Raw genomic sequence first — 16,144 nt, 5'->3', positions numbered from 1 at the left:
AAGGGGCTAGATATGAAAATAGCAGTTATTACTCCATGGTTCTCAGATAGTATATCAGGTGGAGCTGAACGATTTGCAGGTGGGATTGCAAAAAGCCTCCAAGATGCGGGAAATGAAGTTGAAATACTTACAACTTGTGGTAAAGACTCTTTTTGGCCTTGGGATAAGGATTTTTATAAGGAAGGAAAGTATCAAATTGAAGATTATACAATAAGACGGTTTTCATTGCGGAGTAGAAATAAACAATTATATGACGAATTGATGGGGAAATTAATAAGTAACAAAGAGCTTACTTATATAGAGGAAATGCAGTTGCTACTAGAAACTGTGAATAGTGATTCATTGAATCAATTTATTGCTGAAAATGCTGCTAATTATGTTTTCTTGTTTATACCTTATTTGTATGGAACAACATATTGGGGAAGTAAGTTAGTTCCTGAACGTTCCTTTATTATTCCATGCATGCATGATGAAGATATGGCTTATTTTAAAGTAATAGGTGATATGTTTAAAAGGACCGCAGGGATAATGTTTAATACAATTGAAGAACAACAATTTACAGCAAAAATACATAATATATCGATAAATGACACAATTGTTTCAGGTGGAGGGGTAGAAGTTAACTTTGCTCCAAATCCGGGAGCTTTTAAAAAGAAATATGGGATATCTGATGATTATTTCATATATGTTGGTAGACAAGTAACTGGAAAGAACGTTCCTCAGCTAATTGAGTTTTTTAATAATTTTTCACAAAAGAATAAGGGAACAACGAAATTGCTCTTTGTTGGTCAAGGAGAAGACCAAATCATAGAAATGATAAAATCATCACCGAATATCGTTCAAATAGGTGAATTAAATGATCAAGAAAAGTATGATGCGATTGCGGGTTCACTTGCTTTGATACAGCCTTCATTAATGGAAAGCTTCTCCATTGTAATTATGGAAAGCTGGTTATGTGATACACCTGTTATTGTACATGAATTATGTGAAGTAACAAAAGGTCACTGTGAGCGTAGTAAAGGTGGATTATATTATAAAGATATGGAAAGCTTTAATAAGGTGTTAAATAAATATATAGATTCACCTGATTTGTTAACTGAAATGGGTAAACATGGTCGTGAGTACGTTGAGCATTATTATACTTGGGCGAAAACAGCAGAACGTATATTGGCCTTCCTCAAGTCTAAGGGATTTGTAATGGAGGAATTTTCTGAATGAGAATATTAATTGATGTTCAAACCTTATATACAGATGAGAGAAATCGAGGTATAGGTGTATATACATATAATTGGTTAAAAACATTTGTTCAGCATGATGACTCAAAACGATATTTTTTAATGAGAAAAAAAGATAACGTATGGCAATTCACTTTTGTATCCAAGCAAATTCAATTCGATAATAGATTAGATCAAGACCAGTTTTGGGAAGAGTCCGATGTGGAGCAATTTATAACTGATAATAGAATTGATATTGTACATTTTACTAGTCCACTAATGTTTGATATAGAAGTTCCTATTATTAAAAATAATAAAGTGAAAAAATCATTTTTAATCTATGATTTAATTCCAATTGTAATGAAAGAGCAATACTATGATAAATGGCCAAAACAACTTCAAAAACAGTATAATGATAGGCTTGAATTAGTGAAAAGTGCAGATTTGATTCTGACTATATCTAATGCATCTAAAAGCGATATTGAAAGCTTTATGAAAATAGATCCCAAGAAAATAGAAGTAGTATATGCTTCAACAGATGAAGCTCTTTACACTAATACTCGTTCTGGTAATGAATTGAGAGTTCTTAATGAAGAGTTAGGCCTAACAAAGCCCTTTATATATTCACTAACGGGTTATGATCCTAGAAAAAATAATAAAGGTCTCATCCAAGCATTCTCTGAGGTTATTAAGTCAAATCACCTAATTAAGTTAATTATCAGCGGCATTAAAAATGAACAAGAGAAAGAAGAGTTGTACAAATTTGCAATTGAGCATGATGTTAATCGTGATAGAATAATGTTTTTAGGTTTTGTTAGTAGAGAATGCTTATTATCTTTATATAAGGAATGTAATGTTTTTATATTTCCTTCACTATATGAAGGTTTTGGACTTCCTGTTTTAGAAGCAATGAGAGTCGGAGCCCCTGTAATATCTACAAATAGTTCTTCAATAGTAGAGGTAGCTGAAGAAGCAGCAATATTAGTAGATCCATATGATTTTATTGAATTGGCAAAGTCTATAGAAATCATGTTGAATGATGAAGAACTCTCACAACGGTATAGCCAATTGGGTATTGAGCAATCCCAAAAGTTCTCATGGGAAGAAATAACAAAGATAAGTCTTAATAAATTCGAAACGATGTTATCCATCTCAAGTTCTAGCTCTTCAAATGAAAAACCGGTTTTGGCATTTTTTAGCCCGTTAAATCCTCAAGCATCAGGAATTTCTGATTATAGTGAAGAACTACTAGTTTCTTTAAAAAACCATTTTGAAATTATAATTTACGTTAACGGAATAGTACCTTCTAATGACTTTATCAATACTAACTTCGATGTTAGGGATATTAACTTATTTGATAATGGTTTAGATAATATTAAATTCAGGCTCTATCATATTGGAAATAATGAACTTCATGATTGGATTTATAAGACACTTAAATTATATCCTGGCGTTGTGTTGCTGCATGACTTAAACTTGTACGGGCTTTTTATGTACACAACATATTTACGTGGTCTAAAAAAACAATTTGTCAATGAACTAAACTACAATTATGGCGAAAAAGGATTAGAAGCTGCTAAACAATTAATAGATAACGGCACATATCCTGATAGTCAGCAGTTCCCACTCTACAATAAAGTCGTAGATTTAAGCACTAACGTCATCGTGCACAGTGATTGGATTAAAAAAGCTCTGTCATTAAATACGAACTTTATTGGACAAGTAGAGGTTATACCTCAAGGATGTATACTTGAAGATGAAGTTGCAATTATGAATAAGGCTGATGTGAAAGCAAAATTAAACATTAACAGTTCGAAGTTTATAATAGGTGTGTTTGGACATGTAATTCCAAATAAGAGAGTTGATACAATAATAAAAAGTTTTGCAAGACTACTAAAAACAAATCCTGATTCTGAATTATATATAGTGGGGCATGCTGAAATTGAAATAAAACAAGAGTTATCTAAGTTATCTAAACAATTAAAAGCTGATAAGTCTATTAAGTTTATAGAGTCACCTGATATTGATGTATTTAAAGAGTATATTAAATCATGTGATCTTTGTATTAATTTGAGATGGCCGACAATGGGTGAAACCTCAGCGACACTCACAAGAGCTCTAGGGTATGGTATTCCTTGCATTGTCTCTAATGTTGGATCGTATACTGAATATCCGGATGATATTGTTTGGAAGGTAGATGTAGATAATTTCGAAGAAGATCTGCTTTTGGCATATTTATTAGAACTTAGCAATAATGTTTCTCTTAGTTATGAGATGTCTCAAATAGCAAAAAAGTATATGAAGGACAATCATAGTTTTCAAAATGTTGCTAAAAGAATGTATAGAACAATTAATATTTAATAGTAATTCTCAACAATAAGAATTGTTACGGATATAATATGGAGTATTGTAATAGATTGATTTGTTATTTTATATTTCTTTTAATCAGGTCTAAAACTTTACTAACGCTTTCCTTAATCGGCTGATTTTTATGGCTATATTGCTTGGGTGCATTGAAAGGTAGGTTTTTCAGTAAATGATAAACCTATAGTTAATTTTATTAGTAGAGATAGCAATAGGAGGTATAATTTTGAAAGGGATAATATTAGCAGGTGGTAGTGGTACAAGATTATATCCTTTAACAAAGACGGTATCAAAACAATTATTACCAATTTACGACAAACCAATGATATACTATCCATTATCTGTGCTAATGCTAGCAGGTATTAAAGAAATATTAATAATTACTACACCGGAAGATATACATCGTTTTGAACAATTACTAGGTAATGGAGATGACCTTGGAATATCTATCGAGTATGCTATTCAGCCTTCTCCAGATGGACTAGCTCAAGCTTTCATAATAGGTGAAGAATTTATAGGCAAAGATAATGTGGCTTTAATACTGGGAGATAATATCTTTTATGGACAAGGATTTTCCGAAATGTTATCAAAAGTAGTACAACGAAAAAAAGGTGCTACAGTATTTGGTTATCAAGTAAAGGATCCTCAACGATATGGTGTAGTTGAATTTGACAAAGATTCAAAAGCAATATCAATTGAAGAAAAACCAAATAAACCCAAATCGAATTATGCAGTAACGGGATTATACTTTTATGATAATACTGTTGTAGATATAGCAAAAAAAATAAAACCTTCGCACAGAGGTGAGTTAGAGATAACTGACATTAATTCAGTATATCTTAAACAAGGGGATTTAAAAGTTGAATTATTGGGAAGAGGTTTTGCATGGTTAGACACAGGTACTCATGAATCATTAATGCAAGCTTCGCATTTTATTGAAACAATAGAGAAACGACAGGGATTTAAAGTCGCTTGTATAGAAGAGATTGCATATTCAAAACAATATATTAACAAGGAACAATTAATTCATCTTGGTAGAGCATTATCAAAAAATGAATATGGTAAATATTTGTTAGAATTAGCTGAACAGGGGGACCAGTAATGAAAAGTAATAAAAGTCTAATTGAAGCCGTAAGTAAGGTAATTGAGGTAAATGTTTTAGGTGATGAACGAGGCTTGCTTACTGTAATTGAAGAAAATATTACAATTCCATTTGAAATTAAAAGGATTTTTTATATTTATGGTACCCAAAATAATGTAAGACGTGGATTTCATGGACATTACAAAACGAGACAAGCATTAATCACTGTTGCTGGTTCCTGTAAAGTTCATTTGGATAACTTGCAGAGAAAAGAAGAAGTTTTATTAAATTCTCCACATAAGGTGCTTATTCTGGAACCAAATGATTGGCATGAAATGTATGACTTTTCATCAGATTGTGTTCTACTAGTGCTAGCATCACATCACTATGACCCAGAAGACTACATTAGAGATTACAAATTATTCGAGGAGGCTTACTCTTCGTGTTGAGCAACATGAAAATGGATATTAAGTTATTAAAAAAAGATTGGATTTTATTATCGATTATTTCACTTATATCATTGACGCAATTCATTTACTTTGTAGATCAAAATAGCGTTGAGAATTATTACGATGAAAAAAGATACTATGACATTGGTATAAATATTCTAAACAGTGGGTTATTTAATATTGCAGACGATCTAAGAACTTATCTCTACCCATTTCTTATTTCATTATTTTACATATTCACTGATGGACAGGCAGCAAGCGTGAAAATCCTATTTAGTGTCTTCCAGTTTATTATTTATTTGATAACGGTACTTATGATCGCAAGAACAGCGTATGATTTCCAAAAAAGAAAGACGGTTTTTTTTACTATACTAGTTTTCGGATTATTGAATCCGTATTTAATTCAATCAACGACACTGCTGTTAACTGATTTGTTGGCTTCCTGTTTTTTAATAATATCTTTAATGTATCTTTTGAAGTCGGATCTAAATAAATTATCAAATGGCGCTATTGTTGCTAGTCTTCTCTATGCTGCAGTTCTAATTAGACCTTCAAGTGCAATATTTATGATTTTGTTTTTTTTGATAGCTCTGTATAGAGTGGCAATCATAAAAAATTTTAAACCTATTAGGTTTATTATTATTGGGCTACTCCTATTAATATTATTTTTCCCTCAACTGTATATGAATATAACTAAATTTAATCATTTTACGCCTTTGATACATATAAATCTTCTAGAACAACAGTCAGTTTGGGCTACTCAGCTTTTGAAATATGGTACAGTAGTAATTGATGGGGAGAATCCTGGTTTAAGATATGTTACTCCTTGGATAATGAATAATAATATTAGTATGTTTCAACTAATGAGCAGTGATTTTTTTGTATTCGTTGGAGTATTAGTAGTTCATATTTTTGGTTTGTTTGATTGGGGTTATGTTGATACATATATTAACGATCTAGCGGTGTCAACTAGATTATTACCTTCTATTTTGCTATATATTCAATGGTTCTTAATTGGGATGGGTGTATTATACTTGAAGTTACGTAAACAACATACTTTTATGACGGTATCTTTAGTGATAGCGTCTGTCGGATATGCATTGTTTATAGCGACAACGGCTATAGAATCAAGATTTGGCTATCCCATTTATTTAATCATGTTGTTTTTTTCAGGCTTTGGTGTCCAATATATATATGAATATATTTATAATAAAAAAGCACTTTTCTATATTTTCTCTTCATTACTATTTGTCATATGTATATCGCTTTATTTTAGTTATTTCATTGATATGCAAACGGAAAGAATAATTTGGTTTAAATAAGTAGTATTATAAATGAACCAATAGTTAAAAAGGAGAAGACGATGATTCCATTTCTTGATCTTAAACAAATTAATATGAGGCACGAAGAAGAAATTACACAGAGCTTTACAAATTTTCTGCACTCAGGTTGGTATATCCTTGGAAAGCAAGTTGAGGATTTCGAAAAACAATTTGCAGAATATTGTGGTACTAAGTATTGTATTGGTTTAGCGAACGGTTTAGATGCCCTTTCTCTTATAATTCGAGCATATGGAATTGGAGAAGGAGATGAAATCATTGTTCCTTCAAATACATATATTGCATCAATTTTGGCCATTTCTGCCAATGGATCGATTCCAATTTTAGTAGAACCTGATCTACTTAGCTATAATATTGATCCTAAAGCTATTGAGGAGAAGATTACATCCCGCACTAAGGCGATTATGGTTGTTCATCTATATGGACAGGCATGCAATATGGATCCTATTAATGAGTTGGCTGAAAAATATAATTTAAAAGTTTTTGAAGATTGTGCACAAGCTCATGGAGCAATTTATAAAGGAAAAAGAGTAGGTAACTTAGGGAATGCAGCTGCTTTTAGTTTTTATCCTGGTAAAAACTTAGGGGCACTAGGTGACGGAGGCGCTATCACATTAAATGATGAAGAAATTTATATGCAATTAAAAGCCCTTCGTAACTACGGTTCGCATCGGAAGTATGAGAATTTATACAAAGGTGTTAACAGTAGGCTAGACGAGTTGCATGCTGCAGTGTTAAAAGTAAAGCTTAAGTATTTAGATGATGATAATCAAGTTCGAAGAAATATTGCCGTATATTACTCTCAAAACATTATTAATCCTGCTGTTACGCTACCATTAGTTGAACAAGCGGATGGATTATCACATGTATGGCATTTATACGTTATTAGAACCAATGATAGAGAGAGACTACAAACTCATCTTACAAACAAAGGTATACAAACTTTAATACATTACCCCATTCCGCCTCATAAACAACAAGCATATAGAGAATGGAATGATGAAAAATATCCAATTTCAGAAAAGATACATAATCAAGTTCTTAGTTTACCAATAAGCCCGGTTATGACTTTAGAGGATGCAGCAAAAGTAACGGAGGCAATAAATGAGTACTAAAAGGCGTTTTAGCATCGTCATTCCAATATATTTTAATGAACTGAATATTCCACATACAATTCCGAGGTTAAAAAGGCTTCAAGACTTAATTCCAACATTTGATTTAGAATTTATATTTGTAGATGATGGTTCCAAAGATAAATCTCTGGAACTATTGTTAACAGAACGGGAGAATGATACCAGAATTAAAGTCATTAAATTAAGTAAAAATTTTGGGTCTATGTCGGCAATACAAGCCGGACTTCAACACGCCACAGGCGATTGTGTCGGTATAATTTCCGCTGATTTACAAGATCCTCCGGAACTATTTGAAAAGATGATAGAGAGCTGGGAAAAGGGCAACAAAGTCGTGCTTGCTACCAGATCTGGGAGAAACGAAGGTTTTTCTCAAAGGTTATTCTCAAATTCTTATTATTATCTAATGAGACGTTTCGCTCTAAAAGGATACCCGAATGGTGGATTTGATTTTGTATTACTTGATAAGCAAGTAGTAACAGAAATAAATAAAATTGGTGAAAAAAATACAAATATAATGAGCTTAATTTATTGGCTTGGATATTCCCAAGATACACTATCTTATGTAAGACAAGAGAGAGAACACGGAAAATCGAAATGGACATTAAGTAAGAAAGTCAAATTGTTCGTCGATTCCTTTGTAAGTTTCTCATATGCTCCAATTAGAGTAATGTCTGTTGTAGGGATTTTCACTGCTATCTTAAGTTTTTTATATGGTTTGTTTGTAATCTACAATGCATTATTTGGTTCAATACCACTTCAAGGCTGGGCTACAATCATTGCTTTAATTACATTCTTACTCGGGTTAATAATGGTGATGTTGGGGATAATTGGGGAGTATCTATGGAGAATACTTGATGAAAGTCGGAAAAGGCCTGCATTTATTATTGATAAAGCTTATAGTGAGGGTGATTAGATGTGAGTTATTTTAAGCACGAACAAGCATTAGTAGAGACTGATAATATTGGTGATGACACAAGGGTTTGGGCTTTTACACATATTTTGAGCGGTGCGAAAATAGGAAAAAACTGTAACATTAATGATCATACCTTTATAGAAAATGATGTTGTATTGGGCGATAATGTTACGGTTAAATCAGGAGTTTACATCTGGGACGGAGTTAGAATCAGCGATAATGTCTTTATAGGTCCAAATGTTACTTTTACAAATGATTTAAATCCACGTTCTAAGCAATATCCTATTGAATTTGAAAAGACGATTATAAATGAGTTTGCTTCAATTGGAGCTAATTCAACAATTATAGCAGGTAACAGTATTGGTAAATATGCTATGGTTGGGGCTGGATCAGTAGTTACTAAATCAATACCAAATCATACATTATGGTATGGAAATCCAGCTGCAATGCGAGGATATGTATGTACTTGTGGTCAAAAACTAAATAATAATTATTCTTGTGATATTTGTTTGAAAAAGTATGAATTAATAAATAATCAAATAACGGAAGTTCAGTGAATGAATTTAAATATAGATTCACTTCTGAATAGAAGCAAAGTAGTAATAAAATTTGGTATGGTTGGTCTTTTGAATACTTTAATCACTTATATATTATATTTAGTTCTATTAGATCATTATCCATATGTTATCTCGTATTCTGTATCTTATGTTGCAGGGATATTTATTTCATATTTTTTTAATACATTGTTTGTTTTCAAACAACCTATATCTTTGAAGAATCTTTTGAAATTTCCAATTATTTATCTTGTGCAGTATTTATTAAATTTACTTCTAATGTTTATCTTAGTAGATACTTTGAATATTAATGAGAAATTTTCACTGATTATTTCAATTATCGTAACGTTCCCAATCACATTTATTCTTTCGAAATATGTTCTAAAAAATAAAAAAAGTAATGTTCTCAATTAGCATAAGTTTATTTAATATAATTGGCGAACGGAGAACCTGTATATGAATATAATTAGTACAAAATTATCTGGAGTATGTTTAATTGAACCTAAAGTACATGTCGATACTAGAGGTTTTTTCATGGAAAGTTACAATAAACAATCTTTTGAAATGCTAGGTTTGAATTATTGTTTTGTACAAGACAATTTATCTTCTTCACAAAATGTGGGAACTATACGAGGGTTGCATTATCAATTATATCCGCATGAGCAATCTAAATTGATAAGTGTTATTGCAGGCAAAATTTACGATGTTGTTGTTGATATTAGAAGAAATTCACCGACTTTCGGACAATGGATTGGTGAGGTATTGAGTTTTGAGAATAAACGCCAGATATTAGTACCAAAAGGATTCGCACATGGTTTTTGTACATTAGAAGCTAGCACACAAGTACTTTATAAAGTTGATGAGTATTATTCCCCAGAGAATGATCGTGGAATATTGTGGAATGACCCAGAGCTCGGAATTAACTGGCCAGTAGATAATCCAATTCTCTCAAAAAAAGATCAAACACTGCCACTTCTTAAAGAAATCATTTGAGCAAGAAGACCGACTTTTTAGGTGTAAATTTTTATGCATTAGAATATGTATATATAACAGCCGAATCAAAACTTCATTTTTATACCTTCAATTTACCTTCTAATTTCGGTGAGTAACGCGTAATTGGCGGTGGCTATAAATGAAGATAATAGATGTTGATTTTTTGATATAAAGATCATTGAGCCTAAAGTGATATCAGATGCTCGTGGTTTTTTCACAGAAAGCTTTAATTCAAGTTATTTTATTAGTAATGGTATTAATATTGAATTCTTCCAAGACAATCATTCCCTATCTGTAGAAGCCGGAGTGCTCCGCAGCATGCACTATCAATTATCGCCTAAGGCGCAAACAAAGCTAGTTCGAGTTACTGAAGGAGCCATCTACGATGTAGTTATTGATATACGTAGAGGCTCCCCAACTTTTGGACAATGGCAAGGATTTATTTTAAGTGCAGCAAATAAACGACAGCTACTAGTTCCGCAGGGCTTTGCTCATGGATTCTGTACTCTCGTTCCAAACTGTGAGGTTCAATATAAGGTTGATGCCCTCTATTCCCCCGAACACGACCGGGGCATCGCCTGGAACGATCCATCTCTAGCGATAGACTGGCCTACATCGAGTCCGATCTTATCGGATAAGGATAGCAAGCATCCTATGCTAGCCGACGCGGAAATCAACTTTGTATATGAAGGGTGAGTTAGACTCGTGAAATTACTTGTTACCGGCGGTGCCGGCTTTATTGGAAGCAACTTTGTTCTCTACATGATCCATAACTATCCGAGCTATGAAATCATCAATGTTGATGCGTTAACATACGCAGGCAACCTTGAAAACCTACGCTCGATCGAGCAGCATCCGAGCTATACATTTGTAAAGGCAGATATTGCCGAACGGAAAGAGCTAGAGCCATTATTCCAACAAGGGATCGATGCTGTCATCAACTTTGCAGCAGAGTCGCATGTGGATCGCAGCATTTTGCATCCGGAAATTTTTGTGCAAACGAATGTTCTTGGTACGCAGACGCTGCTTGATCTTACGAAGCAGTATCATGTGACGAAATTTGTTCAGGTGTCAACGGATGAGGTTTATGGAACTTTAGGCGAGACGGGACTCTTCACTGAAGATACGCCGATTGCTCCAAATAGCCCGTATTCGGCGAGCAAGGCTGGAGCTGACCTTCTCGTTAGAGCCTATCACGAAACATTTGGCCTTAATGTTAACATAACGCGCTGCTCCAATAACTATGGTCCCTATCAATTCCCGGAGAAGCTTATTCCGTTGATGATACAGAACGCTCTTCAGGATAAGCCGCTACCTGTTTATGGTGATGGCCTGAATGTGCGTGACTGGCTATATGTAGAGGATCATTGCAGTGCTATTGATCTAGTTCTTCACAAAGGCCGCAGCGGCGAAGTGTATAATGTAGGTGGACGGAATGAGCGGAACAATCTTCAGGTTGTTCGTACGATTCTTGAAGAGCTTGGAAAACCCGAGTCGCTTATCTCTTATGTGAAGGATCGTCTTGGTCATGACCGCCGTTATGCGATTGATGCTGACAAAATCCGAAACGAGCTTGGCTGGCAGCCAAAGTTCAATTACGAGGACGGAATAAAGGAAACGATTCGCTGGTATTTGAGCAACGCCGAATGGATGGAGCAAGTGACTTCCGGCTCTTATCAACAATATTACGATACACAGTATAAGGATCGCCTGGAGGCGAATGAATAATATGTCTAAACTAAAAATCATCATTACTGGAGCAAATGGACAGCTTGGGCGTGAATTGGCAGAATGGACGACGGATACGGCCGACATCATTGGATTTGGCCGCGATGAACTGGACATCACGAACCTGCCAGCCTGCCGCAATCTTTTTACGCTTCATCGTCCTGACGTTGTCATACACTGCGCTGCCTATACAGCGGTAGATAAAGCCGAGTCCGAGCCGGATGAGGCTTTTCGTGTGAATGGAGCGGCTACACGCAACGTAGCTGTTGCTGCTCGCGAGGTTGGCGCTAAGCTTTGTTATATAAGCACGGACTATGTATTTGATGGAACAAGCGCAGCGCCTTACAATGAATATGACCAGACGAATCCTCAAACCGTATACGGAAAGTCGAAGCTTGCGGGCGAGCAGGCTGTACTTACGCTTCATGATCGCTTCTTTATCGTGCGTTCTTCCTGGGTTTATGGGAAATATGGCAATAACTTTGTGAAGACGATGCTGAAAATGGCTGGCGAGCGCGATCAACTAAAAGTAGTCGCCGACCAAATCGGATCACCGACCTATACGCATGATCTAGTTGCATTCTTATTAGAGCTCGTGCATACCGATTACTACGGGATATACCATGCTTCCAATAGCGGAAGCTGCTCATGGTACGATTTTGCCAAAGCGATTTTCGAAGATAGCGCTACGGACATTCAAGTTGAGCCCTGTACAACGGCCGACTTTCCAAGACCGGCTCCAAGACCCGCATATTCGGTTATGGAGCATTCCGCCATTCGCAGCAATGGGCTAAACGTGCTGCGGCCTTGGCGTGAAGCGCTAAACCACTTTCTCAAAGACAGTGAGTGATAATTGGTATGACTAAAGTGCCCACAGCTAGCGTATGTATAGTGACCTATAATAGCGCTAAAGACATTGAAAGCTGTATCCATGCTGTTATGCAGCAAAGCTTCCCGGTTGAACGCATTGTCGTGATCGACAATGCGTCCACAGACGGAACGCCTGAGCGAGTACGGCGATTTGCGGACAACGTTCATTTTATAGCGAACGAAGTGAACAACGGGTTTGCCGGCGGCCAAAATCAGGCTATCCGGCAAACCCGTTCGGATTATGTACTCGTATTAAATCCAGATGTGACGCTTGATCCGGACTACATTTCTGAAATAATAAAATACATGGAACAAGATCCGTCGATTGGAAGTGCAACCGGTCGACTCGTTTTTGCGTCTAATACAGAAGTAATGGATAGCGCGGGACTAGGCATGAAACGGACTAGAAATGCATTTGACCTTGGTGCTGGCGAGCCAGTATCGAATTGGAATACGACGCAAGCCGTATTTGGCGTTTCGGGGGCTGCGGCGGTTTATCGGACGGCGATGATTCACGATGTGGAATACGAAGGTCAATTTTTTGACGAGCATTATTTTGCATACAAGGAAGATGTTGATGTGGCGTGGCGTGCGCAGAAGCTTGGCTGGACGTCCTATTATGTACCGGCAGCGAGCGCGCTGCATCACCGAGGCTGGAAGAAGGGCAGTCGGAGCAGCGTTCCGTTGTTCGTGCGGCAGCATTCCTACCAGAATCGTTTCTTTACATTAATAAAAAATGAACCTATCGGCTGGCATTCGCTAGCGATTGTGCCACTTATACTAGCAGTTGAGACTGTAAAGCTTGCTTATATTGCATTGCGAGAACCCGGCTTGCTGCACTGCTGGCCTACTATTCTTCGTTCACTGCCAAGCATGCTGCAAAAACGTAAATGGACGAAGGATAGAGCGAAACAAAAAAAGCGTTAATCCCAATAGAAAAATGTGGTAAAATATGGGGTTCTCCTCGCATTCTATTTTTGGTACAATGCAGATAGAGTCGAAATTTAAGAGAATGCGGGTGAAAGCGGCGAATGCTTAGGCAAAATCAACGATTTTTAACGCAATTATATATGTTGGCGGATTTATCCTGTACGTTGGTCGTATTTATGGCCGCTTATTGGCTTAAATTTTATAGCGGTCTGCTGCCTAGCTATAACTCTGTGTCGTTCTCGACGTACCTGCTGTGGGGAACTATTTATTCCTTTTCAGCGGTGCTGATCGGTTTTTACTTTCAGTTTTATTCGCCCAAGCGACGCAAAAACTATTCCTATGAAGTGCTGCGGATTTTACAAATTCAAACGATAAGCTTTCTTGGCTTGCTCAGCTTGTTCTTCTTTACGCGTGAAGTACATATCTCCCGTGAATTTCTGGCGATTTTCTTCATTATGAATTTTATTGCAATAACGTTATACCGCTTTTGGGTAAAAACGATACTTGCCTCGTTTAGACGCAAAGGCTTTAATAAACGTTTTGTGCTCATCGTTGGAGCGGGTTCAGTGGGACGCAGCTTTTATACGAACCTGCAGCAGCACCCGGATCTGGGCTACGAGGTAGTCGGTTTTCTAGATGATTATCAAACGGATCATGCGCCGGAGTATCAGCATATGAAACCGATTATTGGCAGGCTGGATGCACTGAAGCAGAAGCTGGAGAAGGAGCCAATCGATGAGGTCATTATCGCTTTGCCGCTCGATGCTCATGTGAAGTACGCGGAAATTATTGAAACCTGCGAGCAGACTGGCGTCAAGACGCTGATCATTCCCGACTTTTTCGATCTGCTGCCTGCGCGGCCGTTTTTTGACAACTTTGCTGGTATTCCGCTTATTAACGTAAGGGATGTACCGCTCGATGAGCTAAGCAATCGTATTCTAAAGCGTTGGTTTGATATTTCGTTTTCATTGGCTGCAATCATTATAACTTCTCCAATTATGTTATTTATTATTTTAGGTCTCAAGCTGACCTCGCCTGGTCCGGTTTTGTTCAAGCAAGAGCGAATGGGGCTGGATCGCAAAACGTTTCACATGTTCAAATTCCGCTCGATGCACGTATCAAACAATGCAATCTCAGACACGCAGTGGACAGTGGAAAACGATCCGCGCCGCACTAAATTCGGAAGCTTCCTGCGTCGTACGAGTCTCGACGAGCTCCCGCAGTTTTTTAACGTGCTGCTTGGTCATATGAGCGTCGTCGGACCTCGTCCTGAGCGACCCTATTTCGTTCATCAGTTCAAGGAAGAAATTCCGAAATATATGATTAAGCATCAAATCAGGCCTGGAATTACAGGCTGGGCGCAAACGAATGGCCTTAGAGGCGACACTTCCATAAAAGACCGCATCATGTTTGATATTTTTTATATCGAGAACTGGACTTTTTTCTTTGATATCAAAATTATTTTTAAAACGGTACTGAAGGGCTTGATTAACAAAAATGCTTACTAACAGTGAATCAGCATTCCGGGTATCGGTTATTATTCCTACGTTAAACGCAGGTTCAGAATTTGATGAGCTATTAGAGCGGCTGCAGCGGCAGTCTGTCCCCCCTCATGAAATTATCGTTATTGATTCTGCTTCTGAGGATGGGACGCAGGAACGGGCTCGCAAAGCTGGTGTACGCCTCATGAACGTTGAACGAAAAGATTTTGATCACGGCGGAACGCGCAACCAAGCTGCCAATCAAGCACAAGGCAATATATTGCTCTTCATGACTCAGGATGCGCTTCCTTATAATGAGAATCTTATAGAAGCATTAACGAGACCGCTCATCGAACAGGAGACCATTGTTTATTCCTATGCCAGACAGCTTGCGAGACCGGGTGCGAACGTATTGGAGCAGCTTGCCAGACAATATAATTATCCTGCAGAGTCGCAGATCAAGTCGTATGAAGATATCGAGCAGCTGGGGATAAAAACTTTTTTCTGTTCCAATGTTTGTTCAGCTATCAAGCGGGATACGTTTGAGGCGATGGGCCGTTTTCAAGAGCCCGTCATTTTTAATGAGGATTTGTTTATGGCTGCAAAATGTATCTTGACTGGCTACAAGGTAGCCTATAGCGCAGAGGCTGTCGTATATCATTCGCATGATTACTCGATCAAGCAGCAATTCAAGCGCTATTTCGATAACGGAATTTCGATGCGCTGCAATGCGTGGATAACGCCTTACAGCGCTGTTGGCAAAGCGGGCTCAAAGCTTGTTAAGCTGCAGCTGCAGAAGTTGCATCAGTCTCGCCAGTGGCACCATATTCCTAGGCTGGTTGCCGAATCAGCTGCCAAGCTCATCGGCTATAAGCTAGGCATGAATTTCCGGCGACTGCCTTCCTTTATCACGAGAAGGCTTAGTATGCATCGCCTTATCCTTACTCATATCGAGAATAACCGTCCTGGCGTAACGCTAAAACAATAATCCAATCGTTATGCAGTTTCAAAGCCTATCCGATGTTCGATCATCGGATGGGCTTTTTATGTTCAGCAAGTATACGTTTCATACACTGCGCTCAAACTAGAGACAC

The 16,144-nt window shown here is 36.9% G+C and carries 16 protein-coding genes; all 16 read left to right on the top strand.

Going from position 1 to position 16,144, the window contains the following annotated elements; translation table 11 throughout:
- Window positions 1-12: 12 nt before the first annotated feature.
- The 16 genes from HI950_RS10920 (at window position 13) to HI950_RS10845 (ending at window position 16,038) form a co-directional block, all read left to right on the top strand.
- Window positions 13-1,218 carry a glycosyltransferase family 4 protein gene (locus tag HI950_RS10920; RefSeq protein ID WP_169083616.1) on the top strand — a complete coding sequence of 402 codons (1,206 nt, stop codon included), beginning with the start codon at window positions 13-15 and terminating at the stop codon, window positions 1,216-1,218.
- Window positions 1,215-3,575 (top strand): glycosyltransferase, encoded by a 2,361-nt coding sequence (locus tag HI950_RS10915; protein ID WP_169083617.1) that lies wholly within the window; start codon window positions 1,215-1,217, stop codon window positions 3,573-3,575. Before HI950_RS10920 ends, HI950_RS10915 begins: the two co-directional genes overlap by 4 nt.
- 229 nt (window positions 3,576-3,804) lie before the next feature.
- Window positions 3,805-4,680, top strand: coding sequence for a glucose-1-phosphate thymidylyltransferase RfbA (gene rfbA / locus HI950_RS10910; protein WP_169083618.1), 876 nt, complete (start codon window positions 3,805-3,807; stop codon window positions 4,678-4,680).
- Window positions 4,680-5,108 carry a sugar 3,4-ketoisomerase gene (locus tag HI950_RS10905; protein WP_169083619.1) on the top strand — a complete coding sequence of 143 codons (429 nt, stop codon included), beginning with the start codon at window positions 4,680-4,682 and terminating at the stop codon, window positions 5,106-5,108. Before rfbA ends, HI950_RS10905 begins: the two co-directional genes overlap by 1 nt.
- On the top strand, window positions 5,102-6,430 hold the full coding sequence (locus HI950_RS10900) for a hypothetical protein (protein WP_169083620.1): 1,329 nt from the start codon (window positions 5,102-5,104) through the stop codon (window positions 6,428-6,430). Before HI950_RS10905 ends, HI950_RS10900 begins: the two co-directional genes overlap by 7 nt.
- A 41-nt stretch (window positions 6,431-6,471) precedes the next feature.
- On the top strand, window positions 6,472-7,563 hold the full coding sequence (locus HI950_RS10895; protein WP_169083621.1) for a DegT/DnrJ/EryC1/StrS family aminotransferase: 1,092 nt from the start codon (window positions 6,472-6,474) through the stop codon (window positions 7,561-7,563).
- Entirely contained in the window at window positions 7,553-8,494 is a 942-nt protein-coding gene (locus HI950_RS10890; RefSeq protein ID WP_169083622.1) for a glycosyltransferase family 2 protein, read from the top strand. The genes HI950_RS10895 and HI950_RS10890 overlap by 11 nt, the downstream gene beginning before the upstream one ends.
- Before the next feature lie 2 nt (window positions 8,495-8,496).
- Entirely contained in the window at window positions 8,497-9,051 is a 555-nt protein-coding gene (locus HI950_RS10885) for an acyltransferase (RefSeq protein ID WP_169083623.1), read from the top strand.
- Complete coding sequence (locus HI950_RS36970) at window positions 9,052-9,462, top strand: GtrA family protein (protein WP_169083624.1); 411 nt, start codon at window positions 9,052-9,054, stop codon at window positions 9,460-9,462.
- Between the two features lie 42 nt (window positions 9,463-9,504).
- Complete coding sequence (gene rfbC, locus HI950_RS10875) at window positions 9,505-10,041, top strand: dTDP-4-dehydrorhamnose 3,5-epimerase (RefSeq protein WP_169083625.1); 537 nt, start codon at window positions 9,505-9,507, stop codon at window positions 10,039-10,041.
- A gap of 168 nt (window positions 10,042-10,209) precedes the next feature.
- Complete coding sequence (rfbC, locus tag HI950_RS10870; RefSeq protein ID WP_169084002.1) at window positions 10,210-10,737, top strand: dTDP-4-dehydrorhamnose 3,5-epimerase; 528 nt, start codon at window positions 10,210-10,212, stop codon at window positions 10,735-10,737.
- 9 nt (window positions 10,738-10,746) lie between these two features.
- Entirely contained in the window at window positions 10,747-11,769 is a 1,023-nt protein-coding gene (gene rfbB / locus HI950_RS10865; protein ID WP_169083626.1) for a dTDP-glucose 4,6-dehydratase, read from the top strand.
- A gap of 1 nt (window position 11,770) precedes the next feature.
- On the top strand, window positions 11,771-12,619 hold the full coding sequence (rfbD, locus tag HI950_RS10860) for a dTDP-4-dehydrorhamnose reductase (protein WP_169083627.1): 849 nt from the start codon (window positions 11,771-11,773) through the stop codon (window positions 12,617-12,619).
- 8 nt (window positions 12,620-12,627) lie between these two features.
- Window positions 12,628-13,566, top strand: coding sequence for a glycosyltransferase family 2 protein (locus tag HI950_RS10855; protein ID WP_169083628.1), 939 nt, complete (start codon window positions 12,628-12,630; stop codon window positions 13,564-13,566).
- A 104-nt stretch (window positions 13,567-13,670) separates the two neighbouring features.
- Entirely contained in the window at window positions 13,671-15,077 is a 1,407-nt protein-coding gene (locus HI950_RS10850) for an undecaprenyl-phosphate glucose phosphotransferase (protein WP_169083629.1), read from the top strand.
- Complete coding sequence (locus HI950_RS10845; protein WP_169083630.1) at window positions 15,067-16,038, top strand: glycosyltransferase family 2 protein; 972 nt, start codon at window positions 15,067-15,069, stop codon at window positions 16,036-16,038. The genes HI950_RS10850 and HI950_RS10845 overlap by 11 nt, the downstream gene beginning before the upstream one ends.
- Window positions 16,039-16,144: the final 106 nt, after the last annotated feature.

It is taken from the genome of Paenibacillus sp. PL91 (genome assembly GCF_012935325.2).
Taxonomy (GTDB): Bacteria; Bacillota; Bacilli; order Paenibacillales; family Paenibacillaceae; genus Pristimantibacillus.
Note: the sequence above shows the minus strand (reverse complement) of the source record. Positions and strands in the feature narration are given on the sequence as shown.